The organism is Candidatus Palauibacter sp., from assembly GCF_965216145.1.
Taxonomy (GTDB): Bacteria; Gemmatimonadota; Gemmatimonadetes; order Palauibacterales; family Palauibacteraceae; genus Palauibacter.
Map to the genome: position 1 here is coordinate 1,323,055 of NZ_OZ244149.1, position 22,678 is coordinate 1,345,732.

At 69.5% G+C, this 22,678-nt stretch carries 20 protein-coding genes; 15 read left to right on the top strand and 5 right to left on the bottom strand.

All coding sequences use genetic code 11. The features are described 5' to 3' along the window. The first annotated feature begins 35 nt into the window (after positions 1-35). From dnaN to ACOOHF_RS05840, 3 genes are read left to right on the top strand one after another with little or no spacing between them, the layout of a single operon-like run. On the top strand, positions 36-1,163 hold the full coding sequence (gene dnaN, locus ACOOHF_RS05830) for a DNA polymerase III subunit beta (protein WP_420463760.1): 1,128 nt from the start codon (positions 36-38) through the stop codon (positions 1,161-1,163). A 14-nt stretch (positions 1,164-1,177) separates the two neighbouring features. Continuing rightward, entirely contained in the window at positions 1,178-1,894 is a 717-nt protein-coding gene (locus ACOOHF_RS05835; RefSeq protein WP_420463761.1) for an NUDIX hydrolase, read from the top strand. After that, entirely contained in the window at positions 1,891-2,700 is an 810-nt protein-coding gene (locus tag ACOOHF_RS05840; protein ID WP_420463762.1) for an MBL fold metallo-hydrolase, read from the top strand. The genes ACOOHF_RS05835 and ACOOHF_RS05840 overlap by 4 nt, the downstream gene beginning before the upstream one ends. A gap of 19 nt (positions 2,701-2,719) precedes the next feature. Here ACOOHF_RS05840 and mutY read toward each other — a convergent pair whose 3' ends face one another. After that, positions 2,720-3,799 (bottom strand): A/G-specific adenine glycosylase, encoded by a 1,080-nt coding sequence (gene mutY, locus ACOOHF_RS05845; RefSeq protein WP_420463763.1) that lies wholly within the window; start codon positions 3,797-3,799, stop codon positions 2,720-2,722. After that, complete coding sequence (gene dapF, locus ACOOHF_RS05850; RefSeq protein WP_420463764.1) at positions 3,771-4,565, bottom strand: diaminopimelate epimerase; 795 nt, start codon at positions 4,563-4,565, stop codon at positions 3,771-3,773. The genes mutY and dapF overlap by 29 nt, the downstream gene beginning before the upstream one ends. 377 nt (positions 4,566-4,942) lie before the next feature. On the opposite strand from dapF, the gene ACOOHF_RS05855 reads away from it, so the two are divergent. The 12 genes from ACOOHF_RS05855 (at position 4,943) to ACOOHF_RS05910 (ending at position 20,428) form a co-directional block, all read left to right on the top strand. Continuing rightward, the gene (locus tag ACOOHF_RS05855) at positions 4,943-5,302 is read left to right on the top strand and encodes a hypothetical protein (protein WP_420463765.1); all 360 of its coding nucleotides are present in this window, start codon (positions 4,943-4,945) and stop codon (positions 5,300-5,302) included. 75 nt (positions 5,303-5,377) lie between these two features. After that, positions 5,378-5,779: a glycine cleavage system protein GcvH gene (gene gcvH, locus ACOOHF_RS05860; RefSeq protein WP_419934090.1), complete on the top strand. Its 402-nt coding sequence runs from the start codon at positions 5,378-5,380 to the stop codon at positions 5,777-5,779. A gap of 20 nt (positions 5,780-5,799) precedes the next feature. Beyond that, positions 5,800-8,691, top strand: a complete 2,892-nt coding sequence (gene gcvP, locus ACOOHF_RS05865; protein ID WP_419934091.1) for an aminomethyl-transferring glycine dehydrogenase — start codon at positions 5,800-5,802, stop codon at positions 8,689-8,691. A 58-nt stretch (positions 8,692-8,749) separates the two neighbouring features. Next, positions 8,750-9,442: a metal-dependent hydrolase gene (locus ACOOHF_RS05870; protein WP_419934092.1), complete on the top strand. Its 693-nt coding sequence runs from the start codon at positions 8,750-8,752 to the stop codon at positions 9,440-9,442. Further along, a complete protein-coding gene (locus ACOOHF_RS05875; RefSeq protein WP_420463766.1) occupies positions 9,442-10,356 on the top strand; it encodes a lipoate--protein ligase family protein in 915 nt (304 codons plus the stop codon). The genes ACOOHF_RS05870 and ACOOHF_RS05875 overlap by 1 nt, the downstream gene beginning before the upstream one ends. 121 nt (positions 10,357-10,477) lie before the next feature. Then, complete coding sequence (locus ACOOHF_RS05880; RefSeq protein WP_420463767.1) at positions 10,478-11,167, top strand: MotA/TolQ/ExbB proton channel family protein; 690 nt, start codon at positions 10,478-10,480, stop codon at positions 11,165-11,167. Between the two features lie 184 nt (positions 11,168-11,351). Further along, positions 11,352-13,688, top strand: coding sequence for a transglycosylase SLT domain-containing protein (locus tag ACOOHF_RS05885; protein WP_420463768.1), 2,337 nt, complete (start codon positions 11,352-11,354; stop codon positions 13,686-13,688). 168 nt (positions 13,689-13,856) lie between these two features. Then, positions 13,857-13,973, top strand: a complete 117-nt coding sequence (locus ACOOHF_RS05890) for a cold shock domain-containing protein (RefSeq protein WP_420463769.1) — start codon at positions 13,857-13,859, stop codon at positions 13,971-13,973. A 256-nt stretch (positions 13,974-14,229) separates the two neighbouring features. Beyond that, positions 14,230-17,037: a DNA polymerase I gene (gene polA, locus ACOOHF_RS05895; RefSeq protein WP_420463770.1), complete on the top strand. Its 2,808-nt coding sequence runs from the start codon at positions 14,230-14,232 to the stop codon at positions 17,035-17,037. 113 nt (positions 17,038-17,150) lie between these two features. Further along, on the top strand, positions 17,151-18,572 hold the full coding sequence (locus ACOOHF_RS05900; protein WP_420463771.1) for a serine hydrolase domain-containing protein: 1,422 nt from the start codon (positions 17,151-17,153) through the stop codon (positions 18,570-18,572). A gap of 63 nt (positions 18,573-18,635) precedes the next feature. Further along, positions 18,636-19,727: an NAD-dependent epimerase/dehydratase family protein gene (locus ACOOHF_RS05905; protein ID WP_420463772.1), complete on the top strand. Its 1,092-nt coding sequence runs from the start codon at positions 18,636-18,638 to the stop codon at positions 19,725-19,727. A 116-nt stretch (positions 19,728-19,843) separates the two neighbouring features. Continuing rightward, positions 19,844-20,428: a spondin domain-containing protein gene (locus ACOOHF_RS05910; RefSeq protein ID WP_420463773.1), complete on the top strand. Its 585-nt coding sequence runs from the start codon at positions 19,844-19,846 to the stop codon at positions 20,426-20,428. 16 nt (positions 20,429-20,444) lie between these two features. Here ACOOHF_RS05910 and ACOOHF_RS05915 read toward each other — a convergent pair whose 3' ends face one another. The 3 genes from ACOOHF_RS05915 to ACOOHF_RS05925 are packed head-to-tail and all read right to left on the bottom strand — an operon-like array spanning position 20,445 to position 22,672. Further along, complete coding sequence (locus ACOOHF_RS05915; RefSeq protein WP_419943256.1) at positions 20,445-20,831, bottom strand: hypothetical protein; 387 nt, start codon at positions 20,829-20,831, stop codon at positions 20,445-20,447. Next, positions 20,828-21,673, bottom strand: a complete 846-nt coding sequence (locus ACOOHF_RS05920) for a cytochrome b/b6 domain-containing protein (protein ID WP_420463774.1) — start codon at positions 21,671-21,673, stop codon at positions 20,828-20,830. The genes ACOOHF_RS05915 and ACOOHF_RS05920 overlap by 4 nt, the downstream gene beginning before the upstream one ends. Next, a complete protein-coding gene (locus tag ACOOHF_RS05925; protein WP_420463775.1) occupies positions 21,674-22,672 on the bottom strand; it encodes an FAD binding domain-containing protein in 999 nt (332 codons plus the stop codon). Positions 22,673-22,678 lie beyond the last annotated feature (6 nt).

The following is a 22,678-nucleotide window of genomic DNA, read 5'->3' on the forward strand; positions in this document are numbered from 1 at the left end:
GGTGGAAAACATCGAAACGGAATCCCGGAGTTGAGATGAGATTCTCGATCACTCGCGCGGCGCTTCAGAAGGGCCTCACGGCGAGCGCATCCGCCGTCCCGACGCGCGCGGCGCTGCCCGTACTCTCGAACATCCTGATCCAGGCGGAGGATGACGCGGTTCGGCTCAGCGGCACGGACATGTCGGTCTTCGTCTCCCTCGGCGTACCCGCGGAGGTGGAGGAAGCGGGCGTGGTAGCGCTGCCGGCCAGACAACTGGTGGAGATTGCGCGCGTCCTGGAGGATGCGCCGGTGAAGTTCTCATCCTCCGGGCCCGGGGGCGCAGAGTCGGGAACCGGGGTCGATATCGCCTGTGGGCGCGGTCGGTTCACGCTCTATGGGCAAGCGCCGGATGAGTTTCCGGACTTTCCGGAGATTGACTTCGGAGTGGCCTGGGAGATGTCGGCGGGGGAACTGCAGACGCTGATCGAAAAGACGAGTTTCGCGGTGTCGACGGAGGACAGCCGTCCGATTCTGAACGGGATACTCTGGCAACTGCGTGCGGGTGAGACCGTGATGGTCGCGACGAACGGCCATCGACTCGCGAAGATTACGCAGAAGCTGAACGGCGGCGGGGTGCCGACCGAAGTCGACCTGATCATCCCCCCGAAAGCCCTGAACCAGGTGCAGAAACTCTATCCGTCGGATGCCGTCCTGCAGATCACCCGATCGGATAACCACCTCGCGTTCCGGTCCGCCGGCCGTGAGGTGTTTACCTCCCTCATCGAAGGGCCGTATCCGAACTTCGACCAAGTCATCCCGAAGGACAACGACAAGGTAGCGACGGTGAACCGCGCGGCGCTCGAGACCGCGGTGCGGCGGGTCGCCGTGATGGCTGAAGACCCGACGAGACGCGTCCGTCTGTCCTTCACGAACGGCGGCCTCAACTTCAAGGTTCAGACCCCGGACCTCGGCGAGGCCGAGGACATGCTCTCGCTCGACTACGAGGGAGAAGACATCGACATCGGGTTCAACGCCACGTACCTGCTCGAGGTCCTGCGGCACATGCCCGATGATGACGTGCGCATAACGTTCAAGGCGCCGGAACGCGCGGCGACCTTCCAGCCCGCCAGCGGCGAGCCGGATTATCTCTGCCTCGTGATGCCGCTGCGCATCCTCGACTGAGCGCCGCCCCGGTCGTGCCGCGGCCCGCCGCGACGATCGTCGTCGCGCGCCCGGCACCGCCTCACCTGGAGTTCCTGCTCCTCCAGCGGCCCATGGAATCGAGGTTCGCGGCGGGGGCGTACGTGTTCCCCGGAGGCGTGATCGAGGCGGACGATGCCTCACCGACGTGGGCGGGCAGGCTTCCGCCCGTTGGCGAGGCAACGGCATGCGTGGCGGCTCTGCGCGAACTGTTCGAGGAAACGGGCATCCTCCCCGCATCCACACGGCCGGGAGACGCGTCTGGCCTTGCGGAAGCGCGCCGGGCGCTGCTGGCGGACCAGACGAGGTTCTCTCGGCTCGCCGAGCGCCTGCACTTCGATTTCTCTTCGGAGTCCATCGCCTATTTCGCACGCTGGATCACGCCCACGAACCTCGCTTTGCGCTTCGACACGCGGTTCTTCCTGCTCCCGGTCCTCGATCCACTCGGGCCCATCAGCCTGACCGCCGAGCACGACCGGGCGCTGTGGGTGACGCCCGACGATGCCCTGCGCGGGTTCACGGCCGGTCGGCTGCCAATGCTCTTCCCGACGATGAAAACCATCGAGCGGCTGGCCGGGTTCGCGTCGCTCGAGGCCGCCCTGGACGGACTCGGCGACGTGGCGGTGGAGCCCGCGCTCGTCAAGCTCCGGGCGGGTGGATCCGGTGTCCGGCCGCTGGCGCCCGGCGACCCGGGCTACGACGAACTCCCTTGAGCCCCCCGCCTCCCGACCCGCGCGTCGCCCGGCGCGGGGCGCACGTGACCGCGATCCGCGCGGACAACCCTGGCGCGCTGACGCTGACCGGCACGCAGACGTACGTCATCGGTGCCGGACCCCTCGTCGTGCTGGACCCCGGCCCGCGGGACGAGGCGCATCTCGTCCGCGTCGAAGCGGTTGTCGGCGGGAGGCACGTGGCCGCCGTATGCCTCACGCACGCGCACGCCGACCACGCCGCGGCCGCGGCCGAAGCATCCAGGCGCTGGGGCGAACTCCGCGGCTCGACCGTCACGCTGGGCCGACTGGGGCGGGACGGCCGGCCGCTCGCGGACGACGAGGCGATCGCGCTGGGCGGCGATCTCCGGCTTCGCGCGCTGGCGACGCCGGGCCATTCGGCCGACCACCTCTGCTATCTCCTCGAGCCGGATGGCATCCTGTTCACCGGCGACCTCGTGCTGGGGGAGGGGAGCAGCATGATCGTCCATCCCGACGGCTCGGTCAGCGCCTGGCTCGCGAGTCTGGCTCGCCTCGCCGCACTGCGTCCCACCCGACTCCTGCCGGGTCACGGGCCCGCGGTGGATGACGCATCGGCTCGGCTGGAGGCGTGTCGCGCCCACCGACTCGACCGGGTGGCTCTCGTGCGCGCCGCCCTCGGATCCGGCGCGCGTACGCTCGAGCAGATCCGGGCAGGGGTCTACGGCAACCTGCCGGCGTCCCACCACCGGGCCGCGCACCTCACGATCCGCGCCTACCTCTCCTACCTGGAGGAGGCGGGTGAGAAACCGCCGCCGATCCCCGGGTGAAGCGGCAGGGGATAGCGTCTTACGTGATCAGATCCCGGTCGATGAAGCGGCGCTGGTAGACGGGAAAGGCGAGGTCGGCCAGTTCCGTGGGCCGGATCCAGCGGTGACGCAGCTCCGGCGGTATCTCGCCATCCACCCACGAGGCCCGATGGACGACGAGCCGCAGCCGGAAGTGACTGAACGCGTGGCGCACGCTTCGGATCTCGTCACCGACGCGACAGACCAGCCCGAATTTCTCCCGGAGCCCCTCGGAGAGCGTCGTCCGGGGCGTCGCCGAGGGAGGGAGCGGAATCGACGGGAAGTCCCACAGGCCTCCCAACAGCCCCTCCGCCGGTCGGCGCAGCACGAGGATGCGGCCGTCCCGGTGCACGACCGCGGCCGCCTCGACCCGTTCGGGCGGGTGCGCCCGCGAACGCCGCGGTGGGCGTTGCGCGATCGTCCCCCGACGCCGGGCGAGGCAGCGCGGTGAGAGCGGGCACTCCTCGCACCGCGGCCGCCGGGGTGTGCACACCCCGCTCCCGAGATCCATCAGCGCCTGGTTCACGGCGCCCGGCCGGTCGCGGGCATCCTGAAGGAGTGTGCGCGCGGCACCGTCGAGCGACGATGGCGTCGGCGCCTCGAGGTCGTTGAGACGAGATAGTACGCGACGTGCATTCCCGTCGACCGCGGGTTCCCGCCGTCCAAACGCCAGGCTGGCCACCGCCCCCGCCGTATACGGACCCACCCCGGGAAGCCGCCGCAGTTCGGGCGCGGTGTCCGGAAGCCGGCCGCCGTACTCCGCGACCGCGAGCCGCGCGGCACGCCTCAGATTGCGGGCGCGTGCGTAGTAGCCGAGCCCCTCCCAGACCTTGAGGACCTCGTCCTCGTCCGCCGCGGCCAGGGCCTGCACGTCCGGAAAGCGTTCCATGAAGCGGCGATGGAAGGGGATGGCGGTCTCGAGCCGGGTCTGCTGCGCCATCACCTCGGCGACGAGGATCGCGTACGGGTCACGCTCGCCACGCCATGGGACGTCACGCCGCCGCCGATCGAACCAGCCCAGGAGCGCCGCCGCGATCCCGGGCCGGCCCGACTCAGGGCAGCGTTTCGGGAAAGACGCCATCGAAGACGAAAGCGGCGGGTCCGGTCAGGCGAATCCGCCCGGCATCGAGAAATTCCACCGCGAGCACCGCGCCGGATCGAACCACGAGTTCGACGCGCTCTCCGGCCTCGCCCGCATTCCGCAGCGCGAAAGCCACCGCCATGCAGCCACTACCGCAGGCCTGCGTCTCCGCCTCGACCCCGCGTTCGAAGGTGCGGATGAAGGTGGCCCCGTCCGCGCGCGCGACGAGGTGAACGTTGGCGCCGCCATCACCAGGCGCCTCCAGCCAGCGGAGAGGCCGGCAGACAGCTTCGAAATCCTCCACCTCCACGGAGGGCACCGGGACCACGAGGTGCGCGGTGCCCATGCGCACGAGCCAGGCGTCGCGGTTCTCTCCCCCGACCGCCGCCCGAACTTCCCGTTCCACACGCGCATCGAGCGCATACTCGAGCGCGACGCCCTCGGGCCGCACTCTGGCCACGATCTCTCCGTCGTCCGTCACCAGCACGTGGTCGGCCGGGGCCAGGCCCCGGTCCACCGCGTAGCGGGCCGCGCAACGCGACCCGTTGCCGCAGGTGGAGAACTCGGAGCCGTCGGGGTTGAAGAAGCGGAGGCGGACCAGTTCCTCACTCAGGCTGCGAACCGTGATCAGTCCATCCACCCCGACGCCCGACGCCCGCGGGCAGAGGACCGCGGCCAGGGTTCCGGCATCCCGGAGTCCCAGCTCCTCGCCGCGCACGATGACGAAATCGTTGCCGGCCCCGCTGTACTTGCTGAATAGCGGCATCTCAACCGTGAGGTGGAGTGCAAAAAGAGAACCGGCCGCGAGCGTGAAGCCCGCGGCCGGTTCTGTCTTGTCCGAAACCTGACTCGACGCGACGCCGGCAAGGCACCGCAAGCTTCAGGTCGGCGCATGTCTCGAGCGCCACCGGTTCAGGACCGGTTACGCTGCCTCGAGGCGATCGCTTGCCCATGCCGAGTCAGACCCGGTTCTACATCCTTCAGACACTGGATCACCTCCTTTCAGAAGTTCACAATAGGGCCCCAAAACGAACAACAAAGCGCATGATGCCACGCGTGGGGCGAAGCTGCAAGTTTGTCGTCTTGCCGGGGTATCCGTGCGACGCGAGGATCACCCCGACTACGCTGCGGCGAGGGGGGACGATGACGAACAGGGATGCGATGGACGCCGGACCCCCGGCCAGATCGCTGTCACCCCGGGAACGGCAGGCGGCGTTCGCGACGGCCGAGGTCTCCGTCCGACTCTTCGCGCTGATGGGAGGCGTGGATATCGTCGTCCCGCCGGGCGTCCGCGTGGAATGGGGTGGGCTCGCGCTGATGGGGGGCGTGACCATGCCCGAACCGAGCACCCCGCCGGCACGGGACGCACCGGTGATCCGGATCAGCGGCCTCGTCTGCATGGGCGGCGTGGATGTCGTGGAACGCCTGCCCGGCGAGAGCGCGGGAGACGCGCGGAAACGCCGCAGGATGGCGAGGAAACCACGCCGCAGGCGGCTTCCTTGACGCCCGGCTCGCGGCTCGGGTATTCTCCCCGTCGCCGCCCCCATACCGCCCGGTCCGAACCACGCGAGGGACGAAATGACGGACATCCCGGAAGACCTCAGGTACACGCCCGAGCACGAGTACGTGCGCGAATCAGATGTGGAAGGTGAGGTCTTCATCGGGATCACGGACTTCGCCCAGGGCGAGCTGGGGGACGTGGTGTACGTGGAACTCCCGGCGCCCGGCGAGGAGTTCGGACGAATGGAGGCGTTCGGGACGGTCGAAGCCGTGAAGACGGTTTCCGAACTCTTCTGCCCCGCGGCCGGAGAGATCGTGGCCGTGAACGACGCCCTGGAGACCGATCCCGCGCTCGTCAACAGTGACCCATACGGCGAGGGCTGGATGATCCGCCTCGCGACGGAGTCGCCGTCCGAGCTCGACGACCTTCTCACCGCCGAGCAGTACGCCGCGCTCCTCGCCGACGCCGACGAAGGCTGACGGACGGTACGCTTCTGAACATGCAGCTCGAGATGGAACCTGCCGGCGAGTTCGCCGGGCGCCACATCGGACCCGCGGCCGCGGAGATCCAGGAGATGCTGGATGTCGTCGGCGTGGCGAGCATGGGCGAGCTCGTCGACCAGACGGTGCCCGAAATGATCCGCCTCGGACGCGACCTCGAGCTCCCCGAGGCGGTGAGCGAGAGAAGGCTCCTCGATCGGGCCGCGGAACTCGCGCGCCTCAACCGGCCCCACAGGTCCTATCTCGGGCTGGGATACCACGGGACCCTGACGCCCGGTGTCATCCTCCGGAACATTATGGAGAACCCCGGCTGGTACACGCAGTACACACCGTATCAGGCCGAGATCTCGCAGGGGCGGCTCGAGGCCCTGCTCAACTTCCAGACCACGGTGATCGACCTCACCGGCCTCCCGGTCGCGAACGCCTCGCTGCTGGACGAGGGAACCGCCGCGGCGGAAGCGATGCTCATGCTCCGGGGCGCCCGGGGACGCGGCGACAGGAACGTGTTTCTCGTCTCCGAGGCCTGTCACCCCCAGACGGTCCAGGTGGTCAGGGGCCGCGCCCGCCCGCTGGGCATCGACGTGCGGCTCTTCCGGCAGGGAGACCTCGAACTCGACAGCCCGGGGGTGGCGTTCGGCGCCCTCCTCCAGTATCCGACGACCGAGGGCGCGGCCGTGAACTACCGCGGCCTGTGTGAGGCACTTCACGAGCACGGTGCCGGAGTCGTCGTCGCGGCAGACCTGCTCGCCCTGGCGTTGCTCGCCCCGCCCGGCGAGTTCGGCGCGGATATCGCTGTCGGCAACTCGCAGCGCTTCGGAGTCCCCATGGGCTACGGCGGCCCGCACGCGGCGTATCTTGCCGCGACCGACGCGTTCAAGAGGAAGCTGCCGGGACGCATCATCGGTGTCTCGATCGACGCGGACGGGAACCCGGCGCTCCGGATGGCCCTCCAGACGCGGGAGCAGCACATTCGCCGCGAGAAGGCCACCTCGAACATCTGCACGGCCCAGGTGCTGCTCGCGATCATGGCGGGCATGTACGCCGTGTACCACGGGCCGGAAGGCATCCGGGCGATCGCGACGCGCGTCCGGAAGTTGACGTGGGCGCTCGCGAGGGGGCTGGAGCGGCTCGGCCACACGATCGTTCACGAGCACTTCTTCGACACCCTGCAGGTCATCCCCTCGGGCTTCACGTCGGCCGACATCCTGTCCCGCGCGCTCGAGCGCCGGATCAACCTGCGGGATTTCGAGGACGGGACGGTGGGGATCACGCTCGACGAGACGGTCCGCGGCGAGGATATCGACGATCTGCTCGCCGTCTTCCGGGGTGAGGGTGGACCCGAACTGACGGCGGAGGCGGTCGTGTCCGAGGCGCCGGAGCCCGCCTATCCCGCGCATCTCGCGCGCACATCGGGCTACCTGGAGCACCCGGTCTTCAACCGGTATCACTCCGAGACCGAGATGCTACGCTACATCCACCGCCTGGAGATGCGCGACCTGTCGCTCAACACGAGCATGATCCCGCTCGGCTCGTGCACGATGAAGCTCAACGCGACGTCGGAGATGATCCCGGTCACGTGGCCGGAATTCGGCTCGCTCCACCCGTTCGCGCCCGTCGAGCAGGCGGAGGGCTACCGGTGTCTGTTCGACGAGCTGGAGGGCTGGCTGTGCGAGATGAGTGGACTCCCCGCGTGCTCGCTCCAGCCGAACTCCGGGGCGCAGGGCGAGTACACCGGCCTGCTCGTCATCGCCGCCCGCCACGAGGATCGGGGGGAGGAGCACCGGGATGTTTGCCTGATCCCGTCCTCGGCCCACGGCACGAACCCGGCGAGCGCGGTCATGGCGGGGATGAAGGTCGTCGTCGTCAAGTGCGACGAGAATGGGAACATCGACGTGGAGGACCTGCGCGCGAAGGCTGCGCGGCACGCGGACCGGCTGGCGGCGACGATGATCACGTATCCGTCGACGCACGGCGTGTTCGAGTCCGCGATTCGGGAGGTCACGGACATCGTCCACGAGTACGGAGGGCTCGTGTATCTGGACGGCGCGAACCTCAACGCCCAAGTGGGCCTCTGCCGACCGGGCGACTACGGGGCCGACGTCATCCACATCAACCTCCACAAGACGTTCGCCATCCCGCACGGAGGCGGCGGGCCCGGAATGGGCCCGATCTGCGTGACCGAGGAGCTGGCGCCCTATCTGCCCGGACACCCACTCGTCGAGGTGGGCGGCGAGTCCGCGATCCCGGCCGTATCGTCGGCGCCCTGGGGCAGCGCCTCCATCCTCCTCATCTCGTGGGCCTACGTCGCCATGCTGGGCCGCGACGGCGTCCGCGCGGCGACGGAGGTTGCGGTGCTGAACGCGAACTACATGGCGACGCGGCTCAGCGAGCACTTCGAGGTCCTGTACCGCGGTGAGAAGGGGCGCGTGGCCCACGAGTTCATCCTCGACATGCGGCCCCTTCGGCGCGGGACGGGCGTGACGGACGAGGACGTGGCGAAGCGACTCATGGACTACGGATTCCACGCCCCCACGATGTCGTTCCCGGTGGCGGGCACGATCATGATCGAGCCCACCGAGAGCGAGTCGAAGCGGGAACTGGATCGGCTCGTGGACGCCCTCATCTCGATTCGCGGCGAGATTCGGAATATCGAACTGGGGATCTGGGACAAGGCGGACAACCCGCTGAAGAACGCCCCCCATACCGCCGCGATGGTCGCGGCCGACGAGTGGGACCACGCCTACGCCCGGCAGGCGGCGGCCTATCCGGCCCCGTCCACGCGCGAATGGAAGTTCTGGCCGCCCGTGCGGCGGGTGAACAACGCCCACGGCGACCGGAATCTCGTGTGCGCGTGTCCCCCGCTCGAGAGCTACGAGATGGTAGAGGCGTAGGACTCGTCACCGCGGCCGCCCCCCCGGGCCGGCCACCGAAAACCCGGAGGGACCCGAGATGGCACGACTCGTATTCCACGGCCAGAGCTGCTTCGAGATCGAGACGGCGGACGGAACGCGGATCCTCATCGATCCCTTTCTGACCGACAACCCCATCGCCGATGTCGGCCCGGAGCACTTCTTCGACCGTCTGGACTATCTCCTGCTGACGCACGGGCACGGCGACCACATCGCGGACACGTGGGAGATCCTCAAGGCGACGAACGCGCAGCTGATCGCCACCTACGAAATCGTGTCGTACGCGGGAGAGGTGCAGGGGCACGAGAACGGGCATCCCATGCACATCGGGGGCGCGCACGAGTTCCCGTTCGGGCGCGTCAAGCTCACCGCGGCGATTCACGGCGGGAAGATCGATGCGCCGGGCGCGGAGGCGTACACGACGACGCCCGCCGGCATCCTCCTCACGGTGGACGGCACGCGGGTGTACCATGCCGGCGACACGGCCCTCACCCTGGACATGCAGCTGCTGAAGGGGGAGGTGGACGTCGCGCTGGTGCCGATCGGCGACAACTTCACCATGGGCCCCGAGGATGCGGCCCGCGCGATCCACATGATCCAGCCCCGGATCGCGATCCCCCACCACTACGACACGTGGGAGCTGATCGCCGTGGATCCGGCGCGGTTCGTGGACGGGGTGGGTGACGCCGCCGAGGTCGTGATCCTGAAGCCCGGAGAGGCGCTGGAACTGTGATGGGCCGGGGCGGCCGGCCATGCCGCGGGGGGCCGCCCTGCGTCGTGCTGCCCTATGCCGTGGCGGACGGCGCGCGGAACATGGCGCTCGACGAGTCAATGCTCGAGTACGCCCGCGAGGGGCGAACGCTGCTGCGCTTCTACGGCTGGGATCCCTGGTGCGTATCGCTGGGCCGAAATCAGCCGGCGCCTGCGCGTCTGCTCGGGAAATCGCCCGACGACATTCGGCCGGGGGTGGATGCCGTCCGGCGACCGACGGGCGGCCGGTCGGTCTTCCACGGTCCCGAGATCACGTACGCCTTCGCCTGTCCGGATCGGGCGTGGGGAGGGCCGAAGGCCGTGCTGCGGACCCTCCACCGGGCGCTCGCGGACAGACTCCGGGCGCTCGGCGTCCCCGTCGACGACCTCCCGCGGGGTGACGCGCCGACGCCCGGCACGGCGGGGCCGATTGCGCTTTCAACGGCGGCCTGTTTTTTGGAGCCCGCGCCGGGGGAACTCACCGTCGGCGGGCGCAAGCTGGTGGGGAGCGCGCAGCGCCGCCGCTGCGGGGGCGTGCTCCAGCACGGCTCCATCCTTCTGGAGGATCGCCAGACGCTGGCGGACCTGGAGGGACCCGGGGCGGCGACGAACCCGGGGGGAGCGCCCTCGCACCGACCGGCGATCGGCCTGCGCGAGACACTCTCCCCCGCCCCGGATGCCGGAACCATCGTCCGGTGCCTTGAGGCCGGTCTCGCCCGCGAGTTCGGGGCTGCGGTGGCTCTCGGGAGCGGCGAGGCGGCGTCAGCGGCCCTGGATCGAATGGCCGCTGCGTACGAGTCCGCCCACCGGTCGGCGGCCCGGCTCTGGGGTCGGGAGCATGGCGCCGCGGCGAGCGCCCGGAGACGTCGTCTCGCCGGCACCGGCCGCCGCGCTTGACGGTCCCGTGGACCGCATCTAGCTTGGGTTCCGCTCCGCCGTCGGCGCTTTCCGGGCGCTCGGGAGGCCAGGCTGTCTTAGACCTTGTTGATAACGGATCACCCTTACCGGGAGGGCCACCTTGATCGCGTCGATACTCTGGTTTCAGCAGACAGTGAACCTGGGTGCGGACCAGCCGTTCAACCTCGGAGACACCTGGGAGGCCGGCGGCTTCATGATGTGGCCACTCGGAGCGGCCTTGGCGTTCGGAGTCCTGATCATCCTCTGGAAGCTGGTCGACCTGGGGGTGAACGGCGCCAGGAACAAGTCGCTCCTCCGCGGTGCCGACGAGTTGATCAGCGTCGGGAACCTCGATGATGCCCTCACGCTCTGCAACGAATCCAGCGCCCCCGCGGCGGGCGTCCTCAAGGCGGGTCTCTCCCGCTACGAAGAGGGCACGGAGCGCGCCACCCAGGCGATCGAGAACGCGGGCGCCATCGAGGTGGCGGGCCTGGAGAAAGGGCTCGTCTGGCTCGCGACGCTGTCCAACGTCGCACCGCTCCTGGGCTTCCTCGGGACCGTGATCGGGATGATCCAGGCATTTGCTGCGATCGAGATCGCCGGTGAGGTCGAGGCCACGCTGGTGGCCGGCGGGATCAAGGTCGCGCTCATTACGACCGCGACGGGGCTCACGATCGCGATTCCGATCAACATCTTCCATAACTACTTCGTCACGAAGATCGACCGCCTCGTGATCGAGATGGAAGAGAGCGCCCAGCGCCTCATCGACGCGCTGCACGAGCGGGAATCTCACCAGGCGGCCGCCGGCTGATTCGTCGGAGCCCGCTTCGGGGGGCGTGACCGGAGCCGAGCTTGAACAAGGCGGCCCGCCACCTCGGCGGGCCGCTTTTGTTTGAGGGTTCTTGATCGGGGCCGGACGAGGGCGGAAGTTCTGGGTCGGGCCACGCGGGCCCGAGCGTTGTCGGGGTGGGGATGTGGTGGAAGGAGGCCTGTCGGTGCGCGTTTTCCAGCGTGTGTTCCCGCGCGGCCCCCGCTTGGGGTCGATCCTGTTGTTGTTCTTCGCGTCGGGCGTTGCCGCACAGAATGGCAGCGGTCAGGCCTTCCCCCGAGCCGACGCCATCCTGGAGCGCGCCAGAGCCCTCCTCGATGCGCAGATGCCGGTTTCCGCCTCGACCCTGCTGGCGCGCGAGCTGGCGGCGGGCGAGGTGCAAGGGGACGAGGCGTTGCTGCTGGCGGCAAGAGCCTTTGCGGATCAGCGCGCGTGGGCTTCCGTGCGGCGGCTCCTTGTGGAAGATGTCGTCTCGGCCCCGTCCGCGCGGTTGCAGGCCATGCTTCTCCTCGCGCGCGCGTACGCCGGGCTCGACAGCGCAGGCCGGGCCGCCGAGCACTACCGCGCGTACCTGCGGGCGGTCGATGGGACGCCTCCTCCAGCCGCGCGCGCGGAGTTCGCCCGGGTGTCGGGCGACTTGGCCCGGTGGTCCGAGGCGGCGGAGCAATTCGCGCTCGCCGAGCGCGAACACCCGGAGCTGGCGCCGTGGCTGCGGCTCTCCCGGCTCTACGCGCTCGCCGAGGCCGACGACCGCGCCGCGTTCGCGCTTGCCGACTCGATCGTCATGGCGGGCCGGGTGTCCGCCGACTCCGCGCTGCTCCCCGCCGCGCGCCTGGCATTCCGGCTCGAGGAAGGGGAGCACGGTGTCTCACTGGCGCGCCGCGCAGGCAAGGGAGTTCGAACCGCGCTCGCCGCCCGGCACCTGGGGCCGCACTTCCTGGCGATCGGAGACACCGCCTCGGCCCGGTCGGCCTTCACGGACGCGATCGCGGCGGGGCCGTACACTTCGCAGACGGGCCCCGCGCTCCTCGCCCTGTCCCGCACCTGGCGGACGCTCCGCGCTGTGGGCCGCTCGGACAGCCGGGCCGGCCGGCACACCCGCGCCGCCGAATATCTGTCCGAGGCGCTCGAACTCGCGCCGGAGGACGAGCGGCCCGCCATCGCGGAGTCGCTCGCGGGAGCGTACCTGGCGCTGGGCGATCCGAGCCGGGCGGCCCAGGCGCTGGGACCATGGATCGATGACCCCGCCTCGGCGACGAGCCCGCGTGCGTCGCTCTGGATGCTGGCCAACCGTATCTACGCCGCGCTCGGCCGCCCGGACGCGGCCGCGCGGGCCCAGGAGACCGCCGCGCGGGGCAGGGGAGAGGTCGCGGCCCGTGCGGCTTACCTGATCGCGGACCTGCAGCACGATGGCGGCCGGCCCGATGCCGCGGCCGAGGGGTTCGAACGCTCCTTCGGCGCGTTCCCCGGGTCGAACTACGGGGCGCGGTCACTCGAGAGACTCGCGTTGCTCGCGTACCACGCGGCCCGCTACGAAGAAGCGCGGTTGCACCTCGCCGAGTATCGGAACCGCTATCCGGAGGGTGACTGGGCGCAGGGCGCCACCTACTGGAGCGGAAGGGTTGCGGAGGTCCTCGGCGACACCGCGGCGGCGCGGCCGTTCTACCGCCGCGTCGTCGGGTACGACCCGTTCGACTACTACGCCATCCTCGCGGCGCCCCGGATCGGGTCGGACCCTTGGCAGGCGGTCACCCTCGGGGAGCCCGACCCCCTTCCTCCGCTCGACGGGGTCCACGCGGCCGCCATCGAGCGGATGGGGATCCTGCGGGAACTTGGCTGGCCCGACCGGGCGCGGCGGGAGTACCGCCGGGCGCGGGAACGAGGGCCGTCCACCTACGGATCCGTCCTCGCCTTCGCGCACGCGTTGAACGCGGCGGGCTGGGCGCGGGAAGGGATCGGCCAGGGCTGGCGCGCCCATGCGATCCGGGGCCGGTGGAGCCGGCCGCTACTCGAGGCCATCTACCCGCTTCCCTTCCGGGAGGCCCTCGTCGCAGCGGCCGAGCGCAACGGCCTCTCTCCTCACTTCGTGGCCGGCCTCTCGCGTCGCGAATCGATGTTCGACCCCGAGATCCGGTCGGTCGCCAACGCATTCGGCCTGATGCAACTGCTGCCGGCGACGGCGCGAAACGTCGCCTCGCGGGCCGGCCTTCCCGGATACCATCGCGGCCAGCTCACGGTCCCGCAGGTCAATCTGATGCTCGGCACCCGATACCTGTCCGACGTACTCGACCGCTTCGACCGCTTCGACATCGCGGGCATGATCTCCTACAACGCCGGCCCCCAGCGCTACGACCGATGGCGTGATTTCCCCGAGTTCGCAGACACGGAACAACTGGTCGAACGAATCCCGTACCGGGAGACGCGCGAGTACGTGCGGGCGGTCACCGAACTGTCCGGGATCTACCGTTTCCTCTATCCGGAACTCGCCACGGACGGGCCCTGATCCCCGCGACGGATCACCGTCGCGACCGTCCCGTTACGGCGTGTTGACGCTTTCTGACTGCCCGCATACGATAGGTTCTTCTCGACTTCCGGCGGAGCGGCGGAGTGCGCGGACGGACGCGCGCCACTCGCCCGAAACCGCCGATCACAGCGGTTCGCGGGAGGCAGGATGCCATCAGGCGATATGGACGGATACAAGACACTCGCCGACGGGATGGACGTCGACTACGAGTTCACACAGGGTGACAAGGGTCTGCAGGCGATCCGCGTGACCCGCACCGCCTGACCGGAGCCACGACCACGATTCCAGGCGCCCCGCCCCATCGGCGGGGCGTTTTTTTGTTGCGCCGGACTTTGCCACGAGCCCCCCGGCGGGACTACATGTAGGCCATGTCGACCTCAAGCAGCCCGTGGCAAAACCCTGCGTCAGCGCCGAAAGTGGTGAGGCGCTCGCCTGACAAGGCGCGACGAGGGAGCATAGCAGCGCTATGTGACCGAGGAGCAACGCAGAGCGAAGCGATTCAGGCGGGATGCATCGCCACTTGAACGCAGCAGGGCTTTTGCCGCGGGCTGCTCGCCCGTCGCTCTTCCTGCTCGATGGCTACGCGCTCATCTACCGCGCGTTCTTCGCCATGATCAACCGGCCGCTCACCACCTCGAGCGGCGAGAACACCTCCGCGCCGTACGGGATCGCCCGCTTCCTGATGCGTCTGATCGATGACCACGCGCCCGACTACCTGGGCGTCGTGTTCGACGCGGGCGACAGCTTCCGGACCGAGGTCTATCCCGACTACAAGGCGACGCGCGAGAAGATGCCCGACGAACTCAGAGCGTCGCTGCCGAGGTGCCGGGAGGTGTTCGAGGCCTTCCGGGTGCCCGTGATCGAGGCCGAAGGCTGGGAGGCGGACGACGTGATCGGGACGCTCGCCCGCGAAGCCGGCGGAGGCAGGCTGCGCACGGTCATCGTCTCGGGCGACAAGGACTTCCACCAGTTGGTCGACCCGGACACCGTCCTCCTCAATCCGGGCCGCGGCGGGCCCGCCGGGGTCGAACAGGAGTGGGTGACCCCGGAGAACGCGGAGGAGCGGTTCGGCGTGCCTCCCGAGCGCGTGACCGACTTCCTGGCCCTCCTCGGCGATACCTCGGACAACGTCCCCGGCGTACCGGGGATCGGGAAGAAGACCGCCCCCGAACTCATCCGTCGCTTCGGAGATCTGGAATCCATCCTCGAGCGGGCCGAAGAGGTCACCGCCAGCCGGGCGCGGAACGCTCTGCTGAAGCACGCGGATGACGCGCGTCGCTCGAAGGCGCTCGTGACCATCCGGACCGACGCGCCGGTCGAACTCGACCTCGAGAGCCTCCGCTCGCAGCCGCTCGACACCGGGAAGGCGGCCGCCGTCTTCCGCACCCTGGAGTTCCACAACCTGCTCCGGGAGCTGGAGGCGCCGGCGGCGGAAGTACGTGGATTCTCACCCGATATCGAACAGGTCGCCGACACCGATCGCCTCGGGGAGGTCGTGGCCGGATTCGCCGGGGCCGCCCGCCTCGGACTCTTCGTCGTCGGCAGTTCGGACGATCCATTGGGCGCAGAACTCGTCGGCGTGGCGCTCGCCGCTTCGGATGCGGCGGCGTGTTACCTGCCCCTCGGTCACCGGGCGCCGGAGGTCCAGCGTGACGTGGCGGGGAACCCGGCGCTCGCCTTCGATGCCGGCGAACCGGTCGGCCTGCCGGATCTGGGTTCCCCCGAGATGCGGGGGCTGTGCGAGTTGCTCGCCTCGGAGACCCCGAAGATCGGCCACGATCTCAAGTACGCCGTCCAGCTTCTGCGACGGCACGGCGTCGAGCTGGGAGGCCTCGGGGCCGCCGCATCCTTCGACACCCGGATCGCCTCGTACTGTATCGATCCGGCCCGACGCGACCGAGCCCTCTCCACGCTCGCCCCGGACCGCGCGCAGGTGGAGCTGGAGACCCGCGACGGGGTCACCGGAACGGGTCGGAACCGCCTCCCCATGGCGTCGGTCGAGCCGGCGCGCGCCGCCGAATGGGCCGGACCCCGCGCCGCTCTCCTGCACCGACTCGCGAGAATCGACGGGGAAGAACTCGAACGCACCGGGATGAGCCACCTCTTCAGGGAGGTGGAGATGCCGCTCCTCTCCGTGCTCGCCAGCATGGAACGCGCCGGCATCGCGATAGATCTCCACTTCTTCGCGGATCTGCGGGCCCGCCTGCGACGCGACCTCGACGCCGTGCGCGAGGAGATCCACAAGATCGCGGGAGCCGAAGTCAACCTGCGCTCCGTGCCCCAGATGCGCGCGCTGCTGTTCGAGCAGCTCGCGCTGCCCGTCCTCAAGAAGACGAAAACCGGGCCCTCGACCGACGAGTCCGTGCTCGAACAACTCGCGGCCATGGGTCATGCACTGCCGCGCCTCATCCTCGAGCACCGGGAGCTGGACAAGCTCGACGGCACGTACGTGAGCGTGCTCCCGAGGCTGATCGACGCCGAGGGCCGCATCCACACACGCCTCAACCAGACGGTCGCCGCGACCGGGCGTTTGTCTTCCTCCGACCCCAATCTCCAGAACATCCCCATCCGCAGAGCGCTGGGACGCGAGATTAGAAAGGGGTTCATCTCCGCGCCCGGCCACGCGTTCGTGGGCGCGGACTATTCCCAGATCGAACTCCGCGTGATGGCGCACCTCTCCGGGGACGAGGCGTTCGTCACCGCCTTCCGGGCGGAGCGCGACATCCATCGGGAGACCGCGGCCCGGATCTTCGGGGTGGCAGCGGACGACGTCACGCCGACCATGCGGGAGCAGGCGAAGACGATCAACTTCGCCACCATCTACGGCCAGGGTCCGTTCGCGCTCGCGCAGCAACTCGGCATCTCGCGGGCACAGGCGAGCGAGTTCATCGCCGGATACTTCGAGAGGTTCGCGGGCGTCGCGGCCTACCTGGAGGAGATGAAGGAGGTGGCGCGGCGACAGGGCTACGTCGAGACCCTGATCGGACGCCGACGGTACGTCCGCGAGATCCACTCCAGAAACCCCGGGATCCGCGGCTACGGCGAGCGCACGGCGACGAACTCCCCCATCCAGGGTTCCGCCGCCGACCTCATCAAGGTGTCGATGATCCGGCTCCACCACCGGCTCGCCGACACGGAGGCGCGGATGCTCCTGCAGGTGCACGACGAGCTGCTCATCGAGGCGCCCGAAGCCGATGTGGAAGAGGTCAGCCGGGTGGTGCGCGAGGAGATGGAAGGGGCCGTCGAACTCGCGGTCCCGCTCCGGGTCGATCTCGGCATCGGGCGCAGCTGGTACGACTGCAAGTTCGGGAAGGAAGCCCGGCAGTGACCGAACCGGGGCGATCCGGTCTGGCCCCCGGCTCTCTCGACAGTCATCGTGGTAGTCCCGAGAATCGCCGTACCGCAAATCGCCCGTGTCGCGCCCGTGATGGGAGGGGGACCGTGAACACAACCCGGATCACCCTCGTCGCCTGGCTGTCGTTCGCCGCGGCCTGCTCGCAGGCCCCCACGCCCGACGGGACCCCGCAGGCGCTCGTCGAGTCGGCGCTGATGCCGACCTTCACGATCCGCGGCGAGCCTGTCGCGCGACCATCGCTCGCGGAGCGCATGACCGAACTCGAAGTGCCCGGGGTCAGCATTGCCGTGCTCGTGGACGGCGAGATCGCGTGGGCCGAGGGCTACGGACTCGCCGACGTCGAGTCCGGACGGCCCGCGACGCCGAACACGCTCTTCCAGGCGGCGTCCATCTCCAAGCCCGTGGCCGCGCTCGCCGCCCTCCGACTCGTCGAATCGGGCCGGGTGGGGCTCGACGGCGACGTCAACGCGTACCTCACGAGCTGGCAGGTGCCGGAGAACGGGTTCACGGAGGAGGCGCCCGTCACCCTGCGGGGGATCCTCACGCACCGGGCCGGCCTCACCGTGTGGGGCTTCCCCGGGTACGGGCTGGACGAAGCGCTGCCCGACGGGCCAGGAGTGCTGGACGGCGGCGGCAACACCGACCCGGTGCGCGCCTACAAGGCACCGGGCGAGAGCTGGAGGTACTCCGGCGGCGGATACACCGTGATGCAGCAACTCGTGGCGGACGTACACGGCAAGCCGTTCGCCGCCGTCATGCGGGAGGAAGTCCTCGACCCGATCGGCATGGTCCGCTCGACGTACGAGCAGCCGATCCCGGCCGAGCGGCGGGACGACATCGCGACCGGCTACCGGCCGAACGGCGAGCGCGTCCCCGGCGGGTGGCACACGTACCCCGAGCAGGCCGCCGCCGGGCTGTGGACCACGCCGAGCGACCTGGCGCTCTACGCCCGGGAGATGCAGCGCGCGTGGAAGGGCGAGTCGGCCCGCGTCCTCGGCGAAGCGCTCGCCCGCGAGATGCTGAGTCCCGACGCGGACGACTGGGGCCTGGGCCCGGCGATCTCGGAGGACGGCGAACGGTTTCAGCACGGCGGTTCGAACCAGGGCTTTCGCTCGACCTTCGCGGCGTACATCGATGGAGCCGACGGCGTCTTCGTGATGACGAACTCCGACTCCGGGAGCCAGCTCGCGTCCGAGATCGCGACCACGGTCGCCCATGCGTACGGATGGTCCGGGCCCCTCTCCGAAGAGAAGGTGCCGATGGAGGTGCCGGCTGAGGTGCGCGAGCGCTACGTCGGCACCTATGTCGCACCAGAAATGGGCACCGAATTGCGCTTCGAGCCTGACGGGCGAGGACTCACGCTTCGCCAGGGCCCCGGACGAACGGTCCTGTGGCCGCTGAGCGACTCTTCCTTCTTCGATCCCGATAGCGGGCGCGAGGCCCATTTCAGCGACGACGGAGACGAGATGACGGTCAGGGTCGGGAGCATCGTCGCGATCCGCCGCTAGCGAGAGAAGGAACGAAAGAAAGGGACGATTACGATGACGTGGAATCAGACTCGCCGAGAGTTCGTGAAGTCCTCCGCCCGTGCCGGCGGCGCGCTGGGGGTGCTCGGCGCCTTCGGCTCGGCCGCCTGCGCGGGCGGTACCGGAGACCCTCTGCGCATCCTCATCCTCGGCGGGACGCGGTTCATCGGGCCCCACCAGGTCAAGTACGCGCTGGACCGGGGACACGAAGTCTCCATCTTCACGCGCGGACAGACCGAGCCGCCCTTCTACCAGGACTACTTCGAGCGCGTCGAACACCTCATCGGAGACCGCACGAGTGACCTGACGGCGCTGGAGAGCCGGGAGTGGGACGCCGTGATCGACAACTCGGCCTCCTACCCGAGCTGGGTCGCGTCGACGACCGAACTCCTGCGCGATCAGGTCGACCGCTACCTCTTCGTCTCGTCCATCTCCGCCTACGCCGACTTCGCCCAGGTCGGGATCGACGAGGATTATCACGTCGGGCAGCTCTCGCCGACGGAAGGCGAGGACGACGGCGGGTACGGACCGAGGAAGGCGCGGTGCGAGCAGTACACCCGCGACGCCTTCGGCGAGAACGCGATCATCGTGCGGCCCGGGCTGATCATCGGGCCCGGTGACAACACCGACCGCTGGACGTACTGGCCGGTCCGGGTCGCCCGCGGCGGCGAGGTGCTGGCCCCGAACACCCCCGCGGACCCTGTGCAGAACATCGACGCCCGCGACCTCTCGGAGTGGATCGTGCGCCTCGTCGAGACCCCCGGGCACGGAGGCACGTACAACGCCACGGGCGAGATACGGCAGTTCGGCGACATGCTGGAAGAGATCCGCGGCGCCCTCGACGCCGACGCGACCTTCACCTGGGTGTCGACCGAGTTCATGTTGGAGCAAGAGGTGGCCCCGTGGGGCCACATGACGAACTGGACACCCCCCGAGGGGGAGACGGTCGGCATGAACCAGGTCTCGGTGGCGGCCGCCATCCAGGCCGGACTCGCCTTCCGGCCCCTTACGGAGACCGCCCGCGACACGATCGAATGGTGGAACTCGCTCCCCGAGGAACGCCGCGCCGCGCCTCAGGCCGGTCTCCCGGCCGACAAGGAGGCCGAAGTCCTCGCCAGCTGGCACGCCCGAGCCTGAACATTCGGCTCCGGGGGCTGGTACTCGCGACCGCCCTCGCCGCCGCGGCGGGGTGCGGTGATTCCGGGACCGAGCCGGTTTCGAGGCCGGAGCCCGAGCCCCCGCCGCCCCCGGCCGTGGCGACCACGGCGACGTACCGGGTGGTCTTCGACGCCACGTGGAGCGCCTCCACGCACCCGACCAACTTCCCGGGCGGTGCGCACTTCTCGCCGCTGATCGGTGCCGTACACAACGACAGCGTGACCTTCTGGGCTCTGGAGGGCATCGCCACGCCGGGGATCGAGAGCATGGCCGAAACAGGTGGCACCGCCGCTCTGGCCGCGGAAGTCCAGGCCGAAATCCCGGGGGGCGCGCTGGGGGTCATCAACGGCTCCGGCTCCGGCAGCCCGGGGAGCGCGACCATTCAGGCGGTCACGGTCCGGGAAGACTTCCCCCTCGTCACGCTGGTCACGATGATCGCCCCGAGCCCGGACTGGTTCGCGGGCGTCACGGGGTTGTCCCTGCGGGACGAAGACGGAGGCTGGGTAGAGGAACTCGAGGTCGTCCTCTACCCGCTCGACGCGGGGACGGACAGCGGGTCCGCCTACACCTCGGCCAACGACGACACCCGGCCGAAGGAACCGATCCGCGGCCTGCAGGGCGAGCGCCCCTTCTCGGACGAACCCATCGGCACCTTCACCTTCACCCGCACGGACGGGTAGCGGGCCTCAGCGCCGGTCAGACCACGTCGTCGAGCAGGAAGAGGTCGGTGAGGAGCGCCCGCAGGTGGGTGGAGGCGTTGAGGTTGTCGATCAGCTGTGAACTGATCGTCTCCTGCGCCAGGACGAGCCGCACGGCTGCCCCGGCCTTCGCGGCGTCCGCCGAGGTCACGCCGATCACGTCCCGGTAGGCGTCCGCCGGCTCCAGGCTCTCGGTTGCGAGAAGGCCGGGGAGGTCGTTCTCCAGCGCCCTGAGCGCCGCGTTCGTCCGACCCAGAAACTCGCGGAGCTGCCCTCCCACTTTCGAAGCCTCCTCCGCGGCGGCGCCGAGGGCTGCGTAGGAGAGGAAGAACTCGTAGGCCTTTTCGATCGTCTCGATGTGGGCCTTCAGGTCGGCCCGGCTCAAGATGAGGCTTCACCGCCCGCGTCGGCGCCCGCGCTCCCGGCCCCCAGCTGCCACATGGCCGGGTCGTAGTGCTCGAGGTACTCCTCGCGCGTGATCCAGCCCTTGATCATGGAGCGCGTCATCCAGCGCTTCTCGGGCCGGATCGCGAAGTACACGTGGGCGATGACCATCGTCACGAGCCCGACCCCACACAGGCCGTGCAGGACGAACACGAGCCCCCACGTCGAGTCGGACAGGAAGTACGGGTTGCTCGCCCAATACCAGGTGTCGACCCCCACCATCATGATAATCCCGGTGACGATCACGCCGATCGAGACGAGCGTGACGGCGTTGTGGTACGCGCGCTGGTCGAGGGGATATTTGCCCGACCGCTCTTCCTTGGCCGGCTGGCGCCGGAGAAACTTCCCGACCGATGACAGCGCCTGCGCGATCTCCTTCTTCCCGATCCACACCGACCAGAAGTCCTGCTTCATCGTCGCGTGCACGATGTGGTAGATGATGAGGAGGGTAAGGACGATGCCGGCGATCCAGTGGATGGTGACCCACGCGAACTGCACGCCGATCACGGGGAAGAAGGCCGTGATGAGCAGCGTGAGCATCGTGGCGGCCATGAGCCAGTGAAACGTCCGGGAGGCGGATGAATGGCGCTCGACCCGCTCGGGCACCTCGGCCGCCGCTTCCGGTGCGGTCTTCGGGGGCTTGGGCGCCATGATCCACACGTACAGATGGTGCCCGACCACGAACAGAAAACCGGCGATGGCGGCGGCCAGGAGCAGATCCCAGGCGACGCCGACGAGTACCTCCTGGCCCCAGGGATTCGGCGCCGTTCTGAGGATCTCCATCTAAGCGACTTCTCCTCGCACCGCGCGCCGTACGAGATTCCGCGCGAGCGGTACCTTGTAGTCGTTGTGGCGGAGGGGCCGGAAGCCGCGCGTGGCCAGCTCCCCGGCGGCGAGCCCGGTGTCGTCGTCTGCCGGCATCCCCTGCACGAGCCTTTCGACGTCCCGCAGCCGCACGGGCGTCGGCGCGACGCCGTTGAGCGCGATCCGGGCGCGCTCGATCGTGCCGTTCGACTCCACGATGGCGGCGGCCACGCTGGCCAGCGCCCAGTCCCACGACTTGCGGTCGCGGACCTTCTCCCAGTAGAAGCGCGCGCCCGCCCAGTCGCCCGGGATGCGCACATGCGTGAGGAGATCTCCCGGCTCGAGCGCGGTCATGCGCTCGATGTCGATCGCCGGGCCGATGAAGAAATCCTCGGCCTCGTAGACACGCTCGCCGCCCGGGTTCCGCACCATCATCTGCGCGCCGAGGGCGACCAGCGCCCCGGCGGTGTCGGATCCGTTCACGGCCACGCAGCGGCTCTGCCCCGTGACAGCGTGCTCACGGTTCATGGAGCGGGGCGTGCCCGCGTAGCAGATGTTCCCGCCCGCGCGGTAGCACGGCCACCCGCCCCGGTAGTACCAGCAGCGCGTGTCCTGGATGAGGTTGCCGCCCAGCGTCCCCTGGTTACGGATCTGGGGCGTCGCCACTTCGGCGGCGGCCCGGGCCAGAATGCCGAAGCGCGATCGCACCTCCTCGCTCGCGGCGACATCCCGGAGCGAGGTCATGGCGCCGATCTCGAGCCCGTCGCCGCTGGCGCGGATCCCCCGCAGCTCGCTCACGGCGCCCAACTCGACGACGACCTCGGGCCGCTTGATGCGGTCCTTGAACCAGTCCAGCGAGTCGAGGCCGCCGGCCAGGACCCAGGTGTTGTCGCGCCGGTCGAGCACGTCCAGCGCCTCGTCCACGTTCGTCGGCTGGAAGAGCTCGAACGCGGGCATCATGTCGCGAATCACGGCCATCGTTCT